Annotated in this window: 24 protein-coding genes; 15 read left to right on the top strand and 9 right to left on the bottom strand. The window is 35.5% G+C overall.

What is annotated here, in order from left to right; translation table 11 throughout:
• Positions 1-2: 2 nt before the first annotated feature.
• Positions 3-482, bottom strand: a complete 480-nt coding sequence (locus NST66_RS16545; RefSeq protein ID WP_016766552.1) for a DUF2975 domain-containing protein — start codon at positions 480-482, stop codon at positions 3-5.
• 29 nt (positions 483-511) lie between these two features.
• Positions 512-994, bottom strand: a complete 483-nt coding sequence (locus tag NST66_RS16540; RefSeq protein ID WP_071272491.1) for a DUF2975 domain-containing protein — start codon at positions 992-994, stop codon at positions 512-514.
• Between the two features lie 449 nt (positions 995-1,443).
• On the opposite strand from NST66_RS16540, the gene NST66_RS16535 reads away from it, so the two are divergent.
• The 9 genes from NST66_RS16535 (at position 1,444) to NST66_RS16495 (ending at position 8,362) form a co-directional block, all read left to right on the top strand.
• Complete coding sequence (locus NST66_RS16535) at positions 1,444-1,755, top strand: hypothetical protein (RefSeq protein WP_340843543.1); 312 nt, start codon at positions 1,444-1,446, stop codon at positions 1,753-1,755.
• Between the two features lie 149 nt (positions 1,756-1,904).
• Entirely contained in the window at positions 1,905-2,432 is a 528-nt protein-coding gene (locus NST66_RS16530) for an RNA polymerase sigma factor (protein WP_340843542.1), read from the top strand.
• The gene (locus tag NST66_RS16525; RefSeq protein WP_340843541.1) at positions 2,416-3,495 is read left to right on the top strand and encodes a DUF4030 domain-containing protein; all 1,080 of its coding nucleotides are present in this window, start codon (positions 2,416-2,418) and stop codon (positions 3,493-3,495) included. Before NST66_RS16530 ends, NST66_RS16525 begins: the two co-directional genes overlap by 17 nt.
• Positions 3,496-3,562: 67 nt before the next feature.
• Positions 3,563-3,826, top strand: a complete 264-nt coding sequence (locus NST66_RS16520; RefSeq protein WP_340843540.1) for a YesK family protein — start codon at positions 3,563-3,565, stop codon at positions 3,824-3,826.
• A gap of 63 nt (positions 3,827-3,889) precedes the next feature.
• Positions 3,890-4,615 (top strand): ABC transporter ATP-binding protein, encoded by a 726-nt coding sequence (locus NST66_RS16515; protein WP_340843539.1) that lies wholly within the window; start codon positions 3,890-3,892, stop codon positions 4,613-4,615.
• Positions 4,612-5,439 (top strand): ABC transporter permease, encoded by an 828-nt coding sequence (locus NST66_RS16510; RefSeq protein ID WP_071272503.1) that lies wholly within the window; start codon positions 4,612-4,614, stop codon positions 5,437-5,439. Before NST66_RS16515 ends, NST66_RS16510 begins: the two co-directional genes overlap by 4 nt.
• Positions 5,440-5,452: 13 nt before the next feature.
• Positions 5,453-6,226, top strand: a complete 774-nt coding sequence (locus tag NST66_RS16505) for an ABC transporter permease (RefSeq protein WP_081356372.1) — start codon at positions 5,453-5,455, stop codon at positions 6,224-6,226.
• A 7-nt stretch (positions 6,227-6,233) separates the two neighbouring features.
• Positions 6,234-6,911, top strand: coding sequence for a response regulator transcription factor (locus NST66_RS16500; RefSeq protein ID WP_071272509.1), 678 nt, complete (start codon positions 6,234-6,236; stop codon positions 6,909-6,911).
• Positions 6,899-8,362 carry a sensor histidine kinase gene (locus NST66_RS16495; protein ID WP_340843537.1) on the top strand — a complete coding sequence of 488 codons (1,464 nt, stop codon included), beginning with the start codon at positions 6,899-6,901 and terminating at the stop codon, positions 8,360-8,362. Before NST66_RS16500 ends, NST66_RS16495 begins: the two co-directional genes overlap by 13 nt.
• A 232-nt stretch (positions 8,363-8,594) precedes the next feature.
• Here NST66_RS16495 and NST66_RS16490 read toward each other — a convergent pair whose 3' ends face one another.
• Together NST66_RS16490 and NST66_RS16485 are read right to left on the bottom strand one after the other, a co-directional pair.
• The gene (locus NST66_RS16490; RefSeq protein WP_258524408.1) at positions 8,595-9,461 is read right to left on the bottom strand and encodes an alpha/beta fold hydrolase; all 867 of its coding nucleotides are present in this window, start codon (positions 9,459-9,461) and stop codon (positions 8,595-8,597) included.
• Between the two features lie 291 nt (positions 9,462-9,752).
• On the bottom strand, positions 9,753-10,577 hold the full coding sequence (locus tag NST66_RS16485; protein WP_049165715.1) for a hypothetical protein: 825 nt from the start codon (positions 10,575-10,577) through the stop codon (positions 9,753-9,755).
• Positions 10,578-10,809: 232 nt separating this feature from the next.
• Between NST66_RS16485 and NST66_RS16480 the strand changes: the two genes are divergently transcribed.
• Positions 10,810-11,136 carry an antibiotic biosynthesis monooxygenase family protein gene (locus tag NST66_RS16480; RefSeq protein WP_049165712.1) on the top strand — a complete coding sequence of 109 codons (327 nt, stop codon included), beginning with the start codon at positions 10,810-10,812 and terminating at the stop codon, positions 11,134-11,136.
• Positions 11,137-11,178: 42 nt separating this feature from the next.
• Positions 11,179-11,307 (top strand): hypothetical protein, encoded by a 129-nt coding sequence (locus tag NST66_RS16475; RefSeq protein WP_255256928.1) that lies wholly within the window; start codon positions 11,179-11,181, stop codon positions 11,305-11,307.
• A 258-nt stretch (positions 11,308-11,565) separates the two neighbouring features.
• Here the strand turns inward: NST66_RS16475 and NST66_RS16470 are convergent, their stop codons facing one another.
• A complete protein-coding gene (locus tag NST66_RS16470) occupies positions 11,566-11,859 on the bottom strand; it encodes a hypothetical protein (protein ID WP_049165710.1) in 294 nt (97 codons plus the stop codon).
• A 189-nt stretch (positions 11,860-12,048) separates the two neighbouring features.
• On the opposite strand from NST66_RS16470, the gene NST66_RS16465 reads away from it, so the two are divergent.
• The 3 genes from NST66_RS16465 to NST66_RS16455 all read left to right on the top strand — a co-directional run bounded on the left by NST66_RS16465 (position 12,049) and on the right by NST66_RS16455 (position 14,903).
• Complete coding sequence (locus tag NST66_RS16465; RefSeq protein ID WP_049165707.1) at positions 12,049-13,113, top strand: hypothetical protein; 1,065 nt, start codon at positions 12,049-12,051, stop codon at positions 13,111-13,113.
• 139 nt (positions 13,114-13,252) lie between these two features.
• A complete protein-coding gene (locus NST66_RS16460) occupies positions 13,253-14,506 on the top strand; it encodes an erythromycin esterase family protein (protein ID WP_340843535.1) in 1,254 nt (417 codons plus the stop codon).
• Positions 14,507-14,537: 31 nt separating this feature from the next.
• Positions 14,538-14,903: a cupin domain-containing protein gene (locus NST66_RS16455; protein ID WP_340843534.1), complete on the top strand. Its 366-nt coding sequence runs from the start codon at positions 14,538-14,540 to the stop codon at positions 14,901-14,903.
• A 26-nt stretch (positions 14,904-14,929) separates the two neighbouring features.
• Here the strand turns inward: NST66_RS16455 and NST66_RS16450 are convergent, their stop codons facing one another.
• Positions 14,930-15,703 carry a Cof-type HAD-IIB family hydrolase gene (locus NST66_RS16450; RefSeq protein WP_340843533.1) on the bottom strand — a complete coding sequence of 258 codons (774 nt, stop codon included), beginning with the start codon at positions 15,701-15,703 and terminating at the stop codon, positions 14,930-14,932.
• Positions 15,704-15,717: 14 nt separating this feature from the next.
• A complete protein-coding gene (locus NST66_RS16445) occupies positions 15,718-15,888 on the bottom strand; it encodes a hypothetical protein (RefSeq protein ID WP_167387326.1) in 171 nt (56 codons plus the stop codon).
• Positions 15,889-15,996: 108 nt separating this feature from the next.
• Here NST66_RS16445 and NST66_RS16440 point away from each other — a divergent pair, with 108 nt between their 5' ends.
• Positions 15,997-16,494: a hypothetical protein gene (locus NST66_RS16440; RefSeq protein ID WP_340843532.1), complete on the top strand. Its 498-nt coding sequence runs from the start codon at positions 15,997-15,999 to the stop codon at positions 16,492-16,494.
• Positions 16,495-16,556: 62 nt separating this feature from the next.
• On the opposite strand, the gene NST66_RS16435 is transcribed toward NST66_RS16440, so the two are convergent.
• Together NST66_RS16435 and NST66_RS16430 are read right to left on the bottom strand one after the other, a co-directional pair.
• Entirely contained in the window at positions 16,557-16,757 is a 201-nt protein-coding gene (locus tag NST66_RS16435; RefSeq protein WP_099331191.1) for a hypothetical protein, read from the bottom strand.
• An 808-nt stretch (positions 16,758-17,565) separates the two neighbouring features.
• The gene (locus NST66_RS16430) at positions 17,566-17,868 is read right to left on the bottom strand and encodes a TM2 domain-containing protein (RefSeq protein WP_080963371.1); all 303 of its coding nucleotides are present in this window, start codon (positions 17,866-17,868) and stop codon (positions 17,566-17,568) included.
• Positions 17,869-18,708 lie beyond the last annotated feature (840 nt).

The raw sequence follows: 18,708 nt of genomic DNA, 5'->3' as shown, positions 1-18,708 counted from the left end.
CCTCAGACCGTTAAATCATTTTCTGATTTTATGTTAATCGCTTCTTGCAAAAGCCTTTGGAGAACAGCAGCAAAAACTGCGATAACCAACGAAGCAAAAGGAATGACCATTCCAACAAATATGAGACCTGGGGCATCGTCTTTATCTGCCACGAGATAATAGACGGGCAAACCCAAGACATGCAAACTACAGATAGAAAGGGCGCAGTATTTGATTCTCATTAAAATTCGAACAGACAATGCAGAGAAAGCAATGTTCTTGTCAATATAACTCAACAGCTTAAAAGCTTGATAAAGGGCGAAGTAAAAAGGTAATGTTCCTCCATATAAAAGGATGAAAATGATATATTTTATGGAATGAATACCTAAGAAATCCGCTACCGCATCTGCCAGTTCAGGAACCAGAAATATGCACAAAGTGAGAACCAGAATTCCAATGAGAATAACTGCTATCTTCAAAAATAATGTGGTTGCTATCTTCATAAAAAACACCTCTTCTATATTTCTAAATGTTAATTGTTTTTTGGCTGTGAATCCATGACATTCTTTATAGGTTTTTGAAACACGTCCACAATGGCTGCGATGATACTTGTTGCCAAGATGCCCATTAGGCCTAGAGATATTGGGCCTGCTGCATCATCACCAGTGAATTGAGCATGCACCCTTAAATAAACTATTGCTAACAAAACAAAGAAAATGACAGTGAAAGTGCATTTTTTTATTACCTTCAAAGATTGAAGAGATAACTCAGAAAAAGCATTATTCTTTTCGATATAGGTTAAAAGTTTAAAAGTGTGATACAACGCCAAAGAAAATGTGATACATATTCCATATGTACATACCAAAAGTGGATATAACGAATAATCACCAGGACGCTCTACAGCATCTCTTCTGGCTGCTTCAGGCAACAAAAATATACATGCGGCAAGCACTGCAATTCCAATCAGAAAAATTATTACCTTTAAGAAAGTGGTAGAACCTCGTTTAACACTCATAAAAAACGCCTCACTTATTTAATAATAATACGAATTTAACACATGATTTATCGTTTTACAATAAAATATTATCGTTTTTTATTATATTATTGTTGTTATTGAAATATCCTTTTAATTTTAAACAAAATAAAAAGCATTTCTTAATACAAAGAAATGTTCTTACTTTAGAAGGTTAAATTTACAACTTGTTCAACAAAACTTCCAAACAGTTTAATAAAGTGAATCAACAACGAAAGATCTCAGACCCTACTTGAAATAAATAATATCTTTAAAACTCACTAAATAATTCACGCTAAAAATGCATGATGAAATTAAGTTTTGCACCCCAGAAAAAAACCGTAAATGAAATTCTATGTCTTTTTTTCTTTTTGATGTTGAGACTATGGAATCTGTATATTTCTATTTAATAATATATGGTATTATTTTCTTTAGTTAGGAGGTTATTTGAAATGAGTGTTTCAAAAGAAAATAAGCCGATTTTATTAACTGTTATTTTGCTGGCAGCTGCGTTTGTAGTGTTTTTTGCGAATCGGATATTCCCATCAAATTCAATTTTTCCAAGTAGAAGCGGTAATTTGACTATTCCCCTATGGCTGTTTTTGGCGATAGACGTTGGTTTTATTGTGGCATTAGTTTTAGGAGTCCGAACAAAGAAGCCGTGCGTGGTGTGGTTTAGCATTATCGCAAACAGCATCTTTTTTGTGTTGCTTTCGGGGTGGATTTTTTTATTAGCGATTGCAAATGGTATTTCTGAACCGTAAGCCTTTGGTTAACTAAAAATTTCATAGATTGCAATAGTAAAAGCTTTCTTAATTAGGAGAGCTTTTTTATTTTTGTAAATAAAAACCACAACTTTTTTTGAAAAATTACGTCTAAGTAACGAATACTAGTTAAAAGGATGGTCAGGACATTGGAAAATACGAAAAAAGAAGAGATTGAGCGTTGGTATGACGAACATAGTGACGCCTTATTAAAATTTATTTTGATGCTTTTAAAAGATTATCAGCAAGCTGAAGATTTGACCCATGAAACATTTGTAAAAGCCTATCTTTCCTATGATTTATTTCAGCAAAATGCTAGTGAAAAGACGTGGTTATTTCGTATTGCCCATAATGTAACGATTGATTATTTTCGAAAACAAAAGCCTACTAGTCTTTTAAAAGATTTTCTTCTTTCGAAAAAGGATCATGCTCGTTTACCTCAAGAAATGATTGAGCTTAAGGAAACTTCTCTAGAACTGTATCAAGCGTTAGGAAAACTCAAAGATTCACATCGTAAAGTTATTTTACTGCGCAAAGTTCAAGGTTTTTCCGTTAAAGATACAGCCACCATTTTAGGCTGGTCTGAAAGCAAAGTGAAATCAGCGCAGTTCAGGGCAATTCCTGCTTTAAGAAAGCAGTTAGTAAAGGATGGATACGTATATGAAGAAACCGTTTAATTCTTATATAGATGACAATTCTCTAGAAAAATTGAACGAGGAGTTGATTTGGAAACCAACGAGGAAGCAAAAGCATAAACAAAGGCTTTTAGAAACAATTGATCAATTAGCATCTTCACCACCTGTAAAGTCTAAAAGAAATCTATTTTCTATCAAACAAAATCACTTTGTAAGAAATATTGTATATTGTGGTATAGCCCTTTTTCTTTTGAGCGGTGCATTGATTAGTTCAGCATTTGTTTCTCCAGCAATGGCGCAAGTGGCTGCTAAAATCCCTTATTTAGGACAGATTTTTAAGCAAAAGCCTGTAGCCGATGTATTGTATCAAGAGCTTGAGAAAAAGGGATATAAAACGGCTAGTGTCGGACAGACCTATTATGGAGGAAAAAAAGAATTAGTTGTATCGGTAGAAGGGTCGGAGAAGTATTTTAATAAGGTACGAGGAGACATAACTGATATTGCAACCAATATTTTGTCCAAAAGGCAATATGATGCCTATACGTTTAAAATCGAAAGAATGGAGCCGTATGTCTATCCGGAACCGAATGCACAAGAGAAAAAAATTGAAAAGATTCAAACTGATATTTCTACAGAATTGGAGAAGCATCATTATGACTTTTTAATAGCTAACGTTAGTTTTAGCTCTCCGCCAACAGTAGAGCTGGAAATTCCTAATACAGAAAAGAGAGTGGAAGAAATAAAAACCATTATTCGTGCTGTTCTGGCTGAAAATAAAGCAGAGAATGCTTCTATAAAAATAAAGAAAATAAACCTTAAGAAACGTGACCAAGACAATCGATGGGGAACTATTGTTACGGATGTGGGTGAAGACTTATTAGGGAAAGAGAAATATCATGTCAAGATGGTAGGCTATTCTGTTCATCCCGAACCACAATTATTTATCTACACTTCATTAAGCGTTTCCGAAGATAATAAGAAATTTGCCGATGAACTTAAAGGAATTATCGATGAATTTCTTGAAACAAAAGAAATGAAAAATAAAGTGAAAGGTGATTCTTACACAGTTGTGATTTACGGAAAAGGGAATAAGAAACTAAACTAAACACAGCGCTTAAATATTTCTCTATACCTGCTCCTCAATAACAGATATCTTGAAAGGTTGATAGACAATGATGATAGGCGGTCCTTTACTTATTGCACTGCTTCTAGGTGTACTTGTACTTCTTGTAACCTGGCTATTCAGAAAAATGAAATGGAACAAGGTCATTAGAATGAACCCTTCAATACTAACCCTTATGGCTGCGGCTGTTCTTTTTTATATTGGTTATGTAGAAGTAAGAGGCTTTAAAGGTGCGGGCTATTTGTTTTTATCCGTATGCTTACTTTTGTTTGCAACTGCAGCATTTATCATTGCCAAAAAACCTGTACGATAATTTTTATAAACTTTATAAATTCTTTATAAATCCCTCCTATACTACGTGTAGGGGGGATTTAAGATGAAAAATATTATTTTAGAGGCAAAGAGCGTTTCAAAAAAAGTAAGACGCCGTCACTTAGTAAAAGAAGTATCGTTTCAAATTAGCGAAGGGGAAATATGTGGACTGCTAGGGCCAAACGGAGCTGGTAAAACGACGTTAATTCGTTTATTGACGGGGTTGATTAAACCAACCGGAGGAGAAGTTTTTGTTAATAATAAACATATTGTTTCGCAAAGAAAAGAAGCATTGCAAAACGTTGGTGCAATTGTGGAGTCGCCCATCTTTTTTCCTTATATGACGGGAAAAGAAAACCTGACAAATTTAGCTCGACTGCATTCATTTCATACAAAGCAAGAAAGGCAGCAAAAAGTAAGAGAAGTGCTTGATATTGTGGGATTAACCGGCAGAGAAAACGATAAAGTTCGAACGTATTCTCTTGGGATGAAGCAAAGGCTCGGCATTGCTCAAGCGCTTTTAGGCGACCCGGACTTATTAATACTAGATGAGCCGGCCAACGGCTTAGATCCAATGGGCGTACGTGAACTGCGCGAGCTACTTTTTACGTTAAAACGCGACTATAACAAAACGATTCTGATTTCTAGTCATTTGCTGGATGAATTACAGCGAGTATGTGATCAAATTGTGGTAATGAGAGAAGGAGAGTTAACATGGGACGGCGCTCTGGACCAGCTAGCATCCGGTAAAAATCTTGAAGATGCGTTTGTAGAGCTGGTGTCACAATGAAGGAGCTGTTAGTAGCGGAGTGGGAAAGACTTTGGAAACGAAAAGTGGCGTGGCTGACCTTTTTATTAGTTCCTGTTGTGCTGTTAGTTGCTTCTTCCTATCTCCAAAAAGAAAACGGAGCACTCACAGTCAATTTACCACAGTATACGTTTGCCGGAAACTTCCCTGTACTGAGCTTAGTTGAAATGTTATTTACCGTTTTTAATGCCATGTTCTTAGTTTTTATTACGCTCGTCGTTACCCGCGAGTACCGGTCAGGACAGCTGCGAATGGTCATGATACGATCATATTCGTTTAAAGAAATCATCCTAGCAAAAGCCGCAGTGATTCTGCTGTTTAATTTACTGTTTTTTATTACGTATTTTTGTATGAGCTATGTGATAGGGTTTATGCTGTTTGAACATCCGCAAAGCTACTTTGTGTTTTATCACAGTCATGTTTTCAACATAAAAGAAGCGCTAGTATATAATCTTTCATTCTATGGGTATGCCTATTTAACAACTATTGCGATATGCTGTGTGCTGTTTTTTATCTCTGTTATCAGCAAAACAGCCACTACGGCTGTTGGAATGGGGGTTGCTTTTATACTGATTTCCTTTTCATATCCAAATTTATTAACAGGGTTTAGGCAGTGGATGAGTGAAGAGCTTTTTGGACAGCTGTTTTTTACTTCCGTACCGATGATTCAATGGCAGGGGATTACAGTCATGATGGCAGAAAAACCGCAGTTTGTAGGCTGGAATCTGGGTATCTTAGGTTTTTATATTCTATTTTTTAGCGGTTTAACGTATGTAGCTATTCGAAAAAAAGAATCATTTTTATAAAAGGAGAGAAGAGATGATGACAGGACTTTTCATCAGTGAATTAGAGCGAACGTTTAAACGAAAAAAAACAGCGGCTGTATTGGCCGTGTACGTAGGGTTACTTGCTTTTATTTGGTTCTTTTTATTTCGAATGGGAGGTACTTCGTTTTTTGATGCGGCTCATGACGTGAAAATTGACTCTTTAAATTCAGCGCCTTTGTTTCTCCGAGAGCTAGCGTTTGTGATTACGTTTATTGTCATTCCAATGTTTGTGGCAGATAGCTTTAACAGCGAGTACACGTCAGGAGCTCTGCGCATGGTATTAATTCGATCGCATCATCGTGTGAAGCTGTTTTTTGTAAAATGGGCCGTTCAATGTTTGCTAGTCTTTCTTCTTCTTAGCCTGACTTGGGTAGTGGGGACGGTTGTTGGAAAAGTAGCTATGCCTCATGTGAATGAAACAACGTTTTTAGGAGGACAGACTGTAGGAACTACTGGAGCATTCCTATATTCGCTGAAATTTTACGGCGTTTGTTTTTGTATCTTTATGGCAGTTATCAGTATCGGGAGTATCCTGAGCGTTCTTATGCCTAATTCTATTTTATCTTACATCGCAACTATTGGTGCCTTAATTGGAAGTGTGTATGTGTCAGATAAACTAAGCTTCTTTTTCTCCGTAACCGATTCTGTTTTTCATGAACTAAGTAAGTCAAACTCTGAATTTTTAGTAAACCTATTATTTCCAATTTTGATTATTAGTCTTATAATAAACCTATTCGTATGGAAAAAGAAAGAATGGGTAGGGTGAGCTGGAGATGAATCAAACAATTTTACTAGTGGACGACGAAAAAGACATTATTTCATTTATGAAAGATGCGCTGCAAGATGAAGGATATGAGGTGATGTTCGCTTACGAAGGGCAAGAAGCCTTAAAAAAGTTAAAGATAAATCCAGATTTAATTGTGCTGGATGTGATGATGCCAGGCATGGACGGCTTTGCACTTTGTGAAATGATTCGAAAAAGCATATCATGCCCCATTATCTTTTTGAGCGCCAAACAAACGGAGCAGGATCGGGTAAAAGGACTATTAGTCGGTGGAGATGATTATTTAGTTAAGCCTTTTAGCATGAAAGAACTAAAAGCCCGTATTTATGCCCATCTGCGCCGAGAGCAGAGAATTAGCAGCAATTCCTATAACAGGCTTCATTTTGGAGAGTTAACCATTGATTTAAATGGGTATCAAATTTTACATAACAATGAAGTAATTCCGTTTACTTCGAGAGAATTTGAGATCATTCATTTCCTCGCTCTTCATCCAGGTCAGGTGTTTACACGTGAGCAGCTGTATGAAAAAGTGTGGGGCTACGACGCGGAAGGAGATTCATCTACGATTACAGAACATGTGAAAAAAATTAGAGCAAAACTATTAAAATATGACGAAACATCTTATATCTCAACCGTTTGGGGCATTGGCTACAAATGGGTAAAATAAAAGAATGGATGAACCGGGCGACGTTAAAAGCGCAGTTTGTTTTATCTTTTCATTTGATTTTGCTGTATAGCCTGCTTGCGACGCTTTTAACGTGGGGAATCGTTATTGCAGTAAACTGGTTTCTTATGCCCGGAGCACTGAATCCCGCAAATTATTATGAAAAACAAATTCCCGATATTCTTCAGTTCGTCAAAGAAAAAGAAGATGCGCTCATTTCTAAAGATGCTAAAAACCAAGTAGAATCGGTTATTCCGCTAGAAGGAATGGATTATCAAATTATAAATAGAGAAGGGCAAATCGTGTATGGGTCCATGTCCACTTCATACATAAAAAATAAACGTGATCTTTATTCTCAGGTCAACACCAATATCCATTCAGGTAAATATATTATAAAAGTTTATCCGCTTTTTAATTCAAAAGACGAAGTAAACGGAGCGATTGCGCTAAGATATCAACTAAATATGGCCTCTACTAATCCTAATATTAAATGGATCGTTGCGCTTGTAACGTTTTTATCGTTAGTCAGTCCGTTTCTTTACTTTTACTTGTTTGCTTATTTATTTGGAAGACGATTTAGTAAAAAAATTGAACGGCCTTTTAACGAGCTGATGACCGCAGCCAAAAACATTCAGCATAATAATTTAGATTTTTCGCTGTCCCTGACTCAAGACGCAAAAGAATTAAGTCAGCTGCTTCACGCCTTTGAAGAAATGCGAAAAGAATTAAAGCAATCGCTAACTAAACAGTGGCAGCTAGAAGAAGACCGCAAAGATATGACGGCTGCTATTGCGCATGATTTACGAACGCCTCTTACGATTATTCATGGGCATACGGAAATTTTAGTAGAAGGAAGCAAAAAGGATCCGGAGAGGCTTAATCGATATTTACATACCATTTACACGAACACACTTCGATCTATTCAACTATTAAATCAGCTGCAAGAAGTATCTGTGATCGAAAATCCGGGCTTTGCCGTAAAGCGTGAGCCTATTAATATATCCTCATTTGTTCATGAGAAAACAGGCGAGTTTCAGCTTTTATGTCAAAAAAAAGAGATTACATTTGTATCGTCGCTTAGTGAAACAGGAGGACCAAACCAATTTTATGGAGATCCTCAGCGTATTTCTCAAGTGCTAGATAATATCATTACAAACTGTATTCGCTACACGCCTGAACGAGGGGAGATAGCGTGGAATACCGTCATTCATCAGAACGAAGTAATCTTTGAAATACATGATACGGGTCCCGGCTTTGCGTTATCAAACAAAGAGCAGGTGTTTAAAAAGTTTTACAGAGAAGATGCATCGAGAACAAGCGGCCACGGAAACTTAGGGCTAGGTCTTTATATTGCTCATTCCATTGTGAAAAACCACGGAGGAAGCATCACGGTCGATAATAAAGAGACGGGAGGGGCATTATTTAAGATTGTTCTTCCGATGGGAAAGAAGTAAACGCATAAAAAAGAACCCTCAAAAAGAGAGTTCCAAAAAGGGTAAGTAAGAAAGAAATGTACATGTTCCTTTGGGGGGACTGCATCTGTACAGTAAAATTTATACCCGGTATGCACTTGTTAAAACGTTGAAAAATAAACCAATCATGTAAAAAATAGATGAAATCAGCTTTTAGCATTTAAAAAAAGACTGCAAAACGGCGGTATACCGTATTCTGCAGTCTTTCTCTCGTTTATTTGCTTAAAAACTCTCTCATAAATTCATTCACTTTTTCTGGCTGCTCATGCTGAGGAGCATGTCCTACACCATCTAAGCGGTGAATCGTTACGTTTGGAACGTACTCTTCAATTCCATCTAAATTACTATTTTCAAACGCTTCGTCCGCATTTCCCCATACAATTAAAGTTGGAGATTCGAATACTTTATGCGGCAGTGCTACAGGTTTATGAACGCGCTCTTCAAACGGATAAAGGGAAGACGCACGGTAGTAGTTAAGCATGGATTTCATTGCATTCGGCTGGTTCCACGCCTCTACGTATTTAGCTTCTTCTTCTTTTGTTAAATAGCCTTTTTTGATGCCAGGCTCCGTCAGCATGTTTCTTAATTTTTTACTATGATTCGCGAGTAGCTCATCCTGAGAGTTTGGCTTTTGGAAAAAGCTCATATAGCTGCTTGCTTCTCGTTGAGCAGGATTTTCAGCAAGCTCTCTTATAAATGTGTAAGGGTGCGGTGCATCAAACATCACTAATTTTTTGACATACTGCGGATATGTATAAGCAAATGCCCATGCTACAGCGCCGCCCCAATCATGCGCCACTAGCACACACTCTTTTTCACCAAATGCTTCAATTAGCTGTTTTACATCTTCCATTAGAATGGGCATGCTGTAAGAAGAAATTTCTTCTGGCTTATCTGATAAGTTATAGCCTCGCATATCTACAGCTACCACGCGATAATCTTTGGAAAACTCTTCTAACTGATGGTGCCACGTGTACCAAAAGTAAGGGAATCCGTGTAAAAACAGCATAAGCTCGCCTTCACCTTTTGTTACATAATGAAGATTTACATCATTTACTTTTACATAACCGTCTTTAAACATGTTACTCATCCTTTCGCTTTTAACCTTTATTATAGAAAAACTTTACTCTTTATTAGTTGATGTATCAAACAATAAGGTTTCCTTACGCGATAAATGAGCTATAAAGCTCTCTTAAAACCCTTATTTTGGTTATTATTTATGAAATATAACCTTGATATTCCTAGGATGTACGCGATGCTTTATCTGGCTCATGAGAAGAAAATATTTATAGAACGCTAGAAATAAAGAAATCGCGTTTGTAATGAATACAGCAAAAAGGCTCTCTAAAAGTACTTTATAGAGAGCCTTTTTTTAAAAATCACCGGCCTTGGCAATTCCTAAATTAGATTCAAAGTCAGTAATGTATACACAGGCATTTGTATATTTATCATAGGAATTATAGCGAAAGTTTCTACTTATATTATAATCTCCACTTATAGGTTTATAGGATTGAATCGATTTAATTTGATCGTTAAGAGACAAATCAAAATTATGAGTGGCTTTTTTTAATTGTTCGAGCTGGAGCTTGGTGAAACTATCGCGGTGCTTTTGGATTTCGTCTTGCATGAGCTCTATTTTATATTTAGATGCGGTGTTGATATGATTAATCGCAGGCCCCATATCTTTTTTTATTTGTGCTTCGGAAGAATGAAAGTGTTTATCATCAAATGAGTCTAACACGTTACTGCTTTCTTCTGAAGTTTTCGTTGCATCTATGACGTCATGCATATTGTTCATGAGCGTAACTTCATAGATCGTCTTGCTTGAATTGAATTGTTTATAGGATGTTACATACTCTTTTTCTGTTAAAGTATCCACGTCTTTTGCTAAGTGGGCTATGCTTTTTTTTAGCTCGCTATCACTTTGTGTTTCTACTTTTGACGTACTATTAATAGACGCAGACAGCAGGTTAAAATCATTTTTGTAGCTTTGAAACGTTTTATCGTCTAATTTTCCATCTTTATTGATTAACCGTTCACACTCGTTTTGCAGAAATTTCAGCTCTATGGTCAGCTCTTTTTTTGCTTCGGTTTCATCTATGCTTTTATTGTTTGAACGTGCGTGACTGCACCCCATTAATCCAAGCGCCAAAGCGATCGTAATGGTCCCAGTTGTTATCTTGCTTATGTTCCTCATGTTGAAACTCCATTTCTATTTGTTTATTACTTACTTATAAAGACTATATCATATAAATGGAATATTTATCTTTATATACTATTAAATGTTACATTTTGTATAGGTAAACTTAAAAAGGTATTATAATGGAATTTATAAAAATAGTACTAAAAGAAGATAAAGGTAATAGAAAAATTAATTATGCATTTATACTTTTTTATTATTAATATGATGTCTAAAGGAGGAAATCAATATGAGTGGAATTGCTAAAACCCCCGAACCGCCTTATTATGCCGTTATTTTTGCTTCTGAAAGAACGGAAGGTGAGAAGGGTTATGGACTAATGGCAGATAAAATGGTCGAGCTTGCATCTAAACAAAAAGGCTTTTTAGGAATAGAAAGTGCCAGAGATCAAGATTTAGGCATTACCGTTTCATACTGGGATTCCTTAGAATCAATCAAAATGTGGAAAGAACATTCAGCTCACCGCGCAGCCCAGCACAAAGGAAAAACAGAATGGTATCAAACGTTTTCGCTTAGAGTGTGTAAAGTGGAAAGACATAGCTTTTTTGAGATGTAGGACGTATATGGCTGATTATTTTGCAACAAGGGAGAAGCCGTTATGTTTTATGGCGTTATAGGATTTATAGCCGTTTTTATTACTTTGTGTTCATTAGAAGCAAAGCTAAAAACAATCGTTAAGCAAAATGATAGAATCATTGATTTACTTGAGAAACAGAATAGAGAGTGAGAAAACGCTAATGAACTCACCGTTTATAATATCATCTCCTGAGTTTAGTTAAGGGAGATGTTTTATTTTAAGAGTGCATAAAAAAAACCTCAGTAGGAGGTCTAGTTATTACTTTTTAAAAAAGCACTTATAACAAGCTCATTTACTGTCCGATGTCATCTAGAGGCTAATTATAAAGTGAGGTTATATTTATCGTTTCACCAGAAAATATGAGCTCAATTTCTTTATTTCTTACTTGTGAGCTTTCATTTAATCACCTTATTTTTTTCTGTAGGTAAGAAACGTTATCAAATATATAACTGAAATCATCGTTAGAAATATTAGCGGCGAAATGCCAATGCCATCATAAGAACTTTTCCCTTGAAAAGTCCGGTAAATGGACTCTATAACTTCTAAAATCAGCATACCTATAACTACCACAAATGAGTATGATTGAGCCTTCGTACTGATAAACTTCTTTCTTTCATCACCTTTTCGAGAAGATGATGAAACAAAAATCAAAATTCCGCAAACTAACAGGATGAATGAATACACAATTTTAACCCAATCCATTCTTACTCCTCCTTACAATAAATGTAAAACTCTTTTTACATTGTAAATTATTTGTATAGAAGAATTGGTAAATAAAAAATGATTTTATAACACAATGTCACGCTACAAAGTGACTTAAATCAACTCCATTGGTAAAATGGAAGTAACAGGAATTTTTGTGTTTCACCAACTAAAAGTGAGGTGGGTTATTTGGTTCTTCATAAAAAAACAGTGTCTCTGGTCGCTCTTTTTTTACTGCTGTTAGTAATAAGTTCAAATTACGTGTTATATCATTCTTCTTTTGGACTTCAGTCGTTGCCTGGTAATTTCAACGGAGTAGTAGTAGGTTCTATTTTAGACTTAAGCCTTGTGGCTCCGCTCTTATTTCTAGCTTGGCAGCGTAAGTTCAGTCTAAAATACTTTATTGTATTAATGGCTACAGGCCTTATTGCTGCGCGTTTTATCATTCCAAGTGAATACTTGGCTTCTTTTCAGTCGGTTATGTGGCTAGGAGTTGGCATAGAAGGAGTACTCATTTTATTTGAACTTTCACTGCTATTTATGCTAGTCAAAAACGTACCGCCTATTTTAAGAAGGATCAAATCAAGCTCTTTACCGCTGTTATTTTCCTTTTCACGGGCTGTAAACGAAAAGTTCTCTAAACAACCGTTTATACACGTACTGTGTTCAGAAATGCTGATGTTTTACTATGCGTTTGGAACGTGGAAGAAGCAGCCGAGTACTGAAGAGAATACGTTTACTCTGTATAAACGCTCAAGTTTTGTCACGTTTCAAATTATGATTATTCACGCGATTGTTATTGAAACATTAGGACTTCACTGGCTGCTGCACAACACGTCTATGACTCTTTCAATCGTTTTACTAATCCTTAATATTTATAGCATTATTTTCTTTATAGGAGATATTCAAGCATTAAGGCTTAACCCTTTACGAGTGGAAGAGGATCGCATATACATTTCGTTTGGTTTAGCTAAGCGTATGGAAATCTCTTTTAAAGATATTGAAGAAATAATAGAGGACACTCACATCCTGAAACAAAAAATACCCAGCACCACGATTGAATTTATCGCACGCGATTTTGAAACCGTTCATCCTGATCTTTTACTAACATTAAAGTCTCCAGTAGAGGCGACGCTTTTTATGGGAATTAAAAAGAAATACCAGCAGGTCGCCATTCGCGTAGATGATCCACATGCGTTTAAGAAAATAGTCAAAGAACGTTTGGAGAAAGCTAAGCGGGATGAGCTGATCTAGAATTCTAGAAAGATAAGACCTTATAGAGATATCTATAAGGTCTTTTTGCTGTTGATTAGTTACCGGACATAAATAGTGAAGTGCTAGCTGTATTTTAGTAAAATGGAAGTAATAGGTAACATAGTGAAGGGGGATAGGAATGGGAATTTTTTCAAAAGGAAAAGAGAAGTATTTAAACTCTATAGAATGGCTATCTGAAAACTCAATCCATTTAAGCAAACCAACTGAATGTACGCTGCAAGAGTTTGAATTTCTCCGTCATATCGTAAAAGATAAGAGAATTGTGTGGTTAGGGGAAAACGGTCATAACATAAGAGAACATAATATGATGAAGTCAAAAATAATAGAATTTCTACATAAAGAAATGAATTTTACCGTACTGGCATTTGAGAGCGGCTTAGCGGAATGCTACAGCGCTAACGAGTTAAAGAAAGAGTTTACAGATGAAGACTTTTTAAAAAACGCGATTTATTCTTTATGGGCAACAAAAGAAAATCTGCCTTTGTTTCAGCTGATGAAAAAATCAGATTTAAGTTTAATAGGAATCGATATTAATCCTTCTTCTAATCCTGATCTCTTCATAAAATTTGTTCAGCAGCTGAGTCCCGTAGTGTCTGAAGACGTGATAGAAAAGATAGAATACTTTGAAGCAGGCGTATATAAATGGTACTACCAGCTAGGGCAATATAAAGCGAGAAGAAAAAAAGTCCCAACAGAAATGCTACGTGAGTTTGAAGAGTTTAAAGAAAAAGTAAGCACGGTGATAGGAGATTTAGAAGCCTATCTACATGAAGAATACGTTTTGTATCTTGAAAATCAAGAGCTTGTATGTAAGGTTAAAATGATTATTCGATGCCTGCAAAATCGCTTGTATTTTATTAACCATATTCACCATAATCACCGAACGTATAAAAGAGTAAGAGAAAAAAGAATGAAAGAAAATCTAGAGTGGGTTTGTCAGGAGCTGTATCCTGAGGAAAATATCATTATTTGGGCACATAATCTTCATATTTTTAAACAATACAAAACGTTTATGGGATTTGAACCTCTAGGAGCGATTGTCTCTAATGAAATAAAAAAACAGTCTTATTACTTAGGCTTATTTATGTATGAAGGTGAAATACATACGGATACAGGGCAGGCATATAAAATAGAGAAGCCGCCTAAAAAAAGTCTAGAAGATTACATGCATCAAGTGCAGTCACCGGCGTTATTTACGGATTTCTCACAGCTTGAAAAAAACTCAGACAACAAGTGGATATTCACTAAAACGATCTTTTTAGAAAGCGGTACTATGCCTACTTTGTTTGTACCGCGTGACCAGCTAGATGGTGCTTTATTTGTTGAGTCTGTGTCTACGCCTGAGTATCTTAAACGCAGTAAAAATAAATAAGAAATCGTAATGAACAAAGAAGAGGTGTACATTGAAAATCTACAAATTCAGTAAAGAACATAGCAAAAAAATAGAAAAATATCAGTCGCATTTAGCTACTTATGTAAAAATAACACAAACAAATAAAGCAGCTATGATCGGTTATATGTATATAGACGGAGAAGGAACCGTAGGATATCACGAAGCACCTATACCTCAGCTATTTATCGTCGTCGAAGGTGAAGGGTGGGTAACAGGAGAGAATCAAAAAAGAATACCCATTAAACGTGGAGAAGCAGCACTGTGGGAAAAAGGAGAATGGCATACATCGGGAAGTGAAACCGGTATGGCGGCCATTGTCATTCAATCGGAGGAGCTAAATCCTGAAACATTTATGGAAAGGAAAAAGCACGCTTAGATAAGTTATCTAGGCGTGTGACTTTTCTATAGGACTTTAAATTTTTTAAGGGCAAACTCAATCCCGTCTTCACTCGATTTCTTCGTGACAAAATCTGCGACGCTTTTCAATTTATCAGAGCTGTTACCCATCGCAATTCCAAGGCCGGCTAACTCTATCATATCAATATCATTTTCTCCGTCTCCGAATGCAATAGCCTCGGATTGATGGATGTTAAAATAGTCTAAGACCTTCAGGATAGCTACCGATTTTGTAATTTCTTCTTGAAGCACACTTACGATAAAAGGGTGCCATCTTTTAAATAGTAACTGAGGAAATCGCTGTGCATACTGCTCGGCGGTTTCCTCATTGGCATACAAGCACATTAAATAAATGTCTTCATCATAAATACGCTCATTCATTTGAGGATAACCACTGAGCGATAATGTTTCCTTTAGTGCTTTTAAAATGTTGTCATCTTTGACACCGTTCATGCTGAGCTCTTTTGTGTAAAATGAAAGGCCGTGATTTTGGGAGGCTGCGTATTCAAAGACTTCACGCGCAACGTCCTTATCCATGGAAAGCTTATGGATGACTTCTTCATTATGTACAGTAAACGCGCCGTTTGCGGTAATAAGCGTATCTATACCTAATTCTCTAATTTCTTCACAGAGAGATAAAGGCCTTCCGGTAGCGGCTACGATTTTTAATCCTTTGTGCTTTAAACTTTTTACAATCTCTCGAGTTTTGGTGGAAATAGTCCCGTTTTCGTGATGAGTAAGAGTTCCATCTACGTCAAAGAATACAATTTTATAGCTCATAGTAATCTCCTTATTTAAACAGCACGCTCTTTTTTTACATTTACAAGCAGTAGCGAACAGGCAAAAATAGCACCTACATATAAAAACGCCGAAACAACCGGTTTATGTAAAAAAGCAGTATGATTGTATGAAGAGTCATACAAATAGAGAGCGGCTAAAAATAGAAAAGGCAGTAGTTTCTTCATGCTGTCACCTCCTGGTTTTATTATACATATTTTCCTTGTATTTGTATGTAATCTTAATAAGAGTGATAGAATAATAGTATTTTACATAAGCAAAGAGAAGTGACGAATATGACTGTACATCACTATATAGGATCTCCTTATGAATTGCCTACAGGAAGTTTTGGCACAAAAGAAACGTTGGTGCCTTTATCCGAAGTTTCTTCCTTTAATCGAAATTCAAAGAAAGAAAAGATAATTACAATCTATGAAAAAGAAGAAGATGCGTACGGTATTAGTGTTAATCGTTTAACCGACGGGTATAGCGACATCAAGCACGTATTCACCTTGCCATATATCTATGAATTATCTTGTGATACACATCCTAAATCGATAAGAGAGTTATTTACTTATATTGAAGAACACCTTATAGAGGGCTGTTACATTGAATTATACTCTTGCTTAGACGGAGGTGAAGCGGAAGAAAAAGATTCAAGTCTAGATATAAGTATTAACTTGAAAACGCTGTATTTTGGAAAGTATTATAAATTAGACAAAAAGAAGTATATCTATGAATTAGGGGAAATGTTCAAATTTGAAGACAAACAATTTGTAGTGGTGGTGAAATGAGTGGGTTAGCCTGTAACCTTTAGATAAGAGTTATAGGCTAACCAGTTTAGGCAGACTAATATTTATAAAAAAGGCTTAATATACGGAAGACTCAAACCAAAATAAATAACAAACGACATAAGCAAGTAACAGCCAATAACACTTCTTCTAAAGGGTGTAGAAGCTTTCTTCAACCAGCCCCAGTGCTTATCTTCATAGTCAAAAATAAAGTAATCTAAAATGATGGATAGCGTGATAATAACCGCAATTAGTAACAGGCCCATATGTATCCTCGCTTTCGGTTTATGAAATTATTACCATTTATAACAATATACCTTATTATCCAATTAATTACAAAATGATGAAACTCCTATGAAATCTATGGTGAGTTTTTATATAAGGTAGTTAACGGTTTAGTATAAACTACCGTATTATGGTAGAATCCATAGCGTATAGTATAGCTCTTTTTTTAAGACAGCTATGACAGTATCGGATGTAGTAAAAGAAGAAAAGGTATTATAATTACTGAGATTTAAAAGGTAATATGGTTTATTTTATAGATAAGGGAGGTTAGTTATAGTGGCACGAATTATCAACATTTGGTCATTTATATGTGCGTTAATGTGTGTGGTTTTCTTTTTCATCGCTTTTAATCACCCTTCATTATTGAATATAAATTTATGTTTAGCAATTATTCTATTTTTCATCAGCATCGCAGGATTTTTTGGAATAAACAATTGGACATCGGCTCTAAGAAGTATTCTAACAGTGGTAATTAGCGGTGTACTAATCCTCGTTACAGGGTTTATTGTCTTTACCGGCTATCTTTTCTCGTAGCACGTACATAAGAAGTACAACAATGAAATTGAGCATGAATCAATATGGGCAAGAACTCTTACAGTTTACTTACACGTACGCAAACAGCGGAGCCGTGGCAGAGGATTTTTAATGATGAATTGCCTTAATAGCATATAAAAAGAACAAACTGCAGCTGCCGTTTGTTCTTTGTGGTGTTTACTTTGTTATTATATTTACATGAACTCAATTTAAATATATTGATCTATTAAAAAAAGAGAGCTAGTGCGCCTCTAATTAGTTATTTAGCGTTTTCACTAATTGAATAGCTTCAAATTCAATCTCTTCGTTTTTCTTTTCAATTGCTCCACCAATCATAAATACGTCAATGAAAGCCCAGATACCTAATCCACCAAGTGTTAAAGTCATTGCAATTGCCATTCCAATGTTTCCTGAATAGTAACGGTGTCCGCCCAGGCCACCTAGAAAGAACCATAAAGCATAAGCAATTCCTTTTGATTTACCTTTTTTATTCATTTCTGATTGAACCATTGCTAGTTGCTCGGCTGTTAAGTCTTTCTTTGCTAATAAGTTATTCAAATTTTACTTCCCCCGAATATTTATATATATTTTTTCAACGATTAATAATATACCACATATAGGTGTCTAAAGACTCATTTAATTTCCATATGGTGTATTATACTCTTCTAATGTAACAATTTGCTCCTATATAAACGCTTTCTTACTATTAAATGGTTTTCGTGTGCGTCGTGACATAAAAGAACAAGAGTTAATGGGGGGAAACAGCTGAAAGTTAAGTTATATTTTAAATAGCAAACTAAGTCAATTATCCAAATCTTTTTTATAGACGCTATAGATAAACGAAGGAACTTCTTTTAGTAACACCCTTAGAAGCTGCTTGAAAAAGGAGTCTACAAGTACGTAACAAATACATGTACTGGCTTAAACACTTTTCTTTTTATAGATACTTCTTTATTAAGCATGCCGCACAAATAATCAAAATAGTAAGTTTGCTTAAAATTACCTCTCATTCTTTGGTCTAGTTGCTCGATTCTCATATATTTTCTCAATAATTTTATACGTAACTCCAGTTAAAACGGACAGGATTAGCAACTTTCCTATAAGGTTGAGGCCATAATTATATTTTAGATATTCTAATAGTACTGCATATACAAAGACGCAGATACCTAATATGACATGTTTCATAAATAACACCTTTGTTATTGACTTAATACAGCTATATTTTAACGTATAGAAGAGGGCTAAAACGTTAGCCCTCTTTTAAGTAAGCTTGTTAAGTAACCAGCTGTTTTTTAACTCATTTATTTACATTCAAAAGAATAATCATTAATAATTGAATTATGTATTTCTACTATGGCTTCTCCGCCGTTATCATAACATTTTGAGGTCAAAGTTTTT

Source organism: Priestia sp. FSL W8-0524 (genome assembly GCF_038005965.1).
Classification (GTDB): domain Bacteria; phylum Bacillota; class Bacilli; order Bacillales; family Bacillaceae_H; genus Priestia; species Priestia zanthoxyli.
This window is presented reverse-complemented; position numbering and strand designations above follow the sequence as displayed.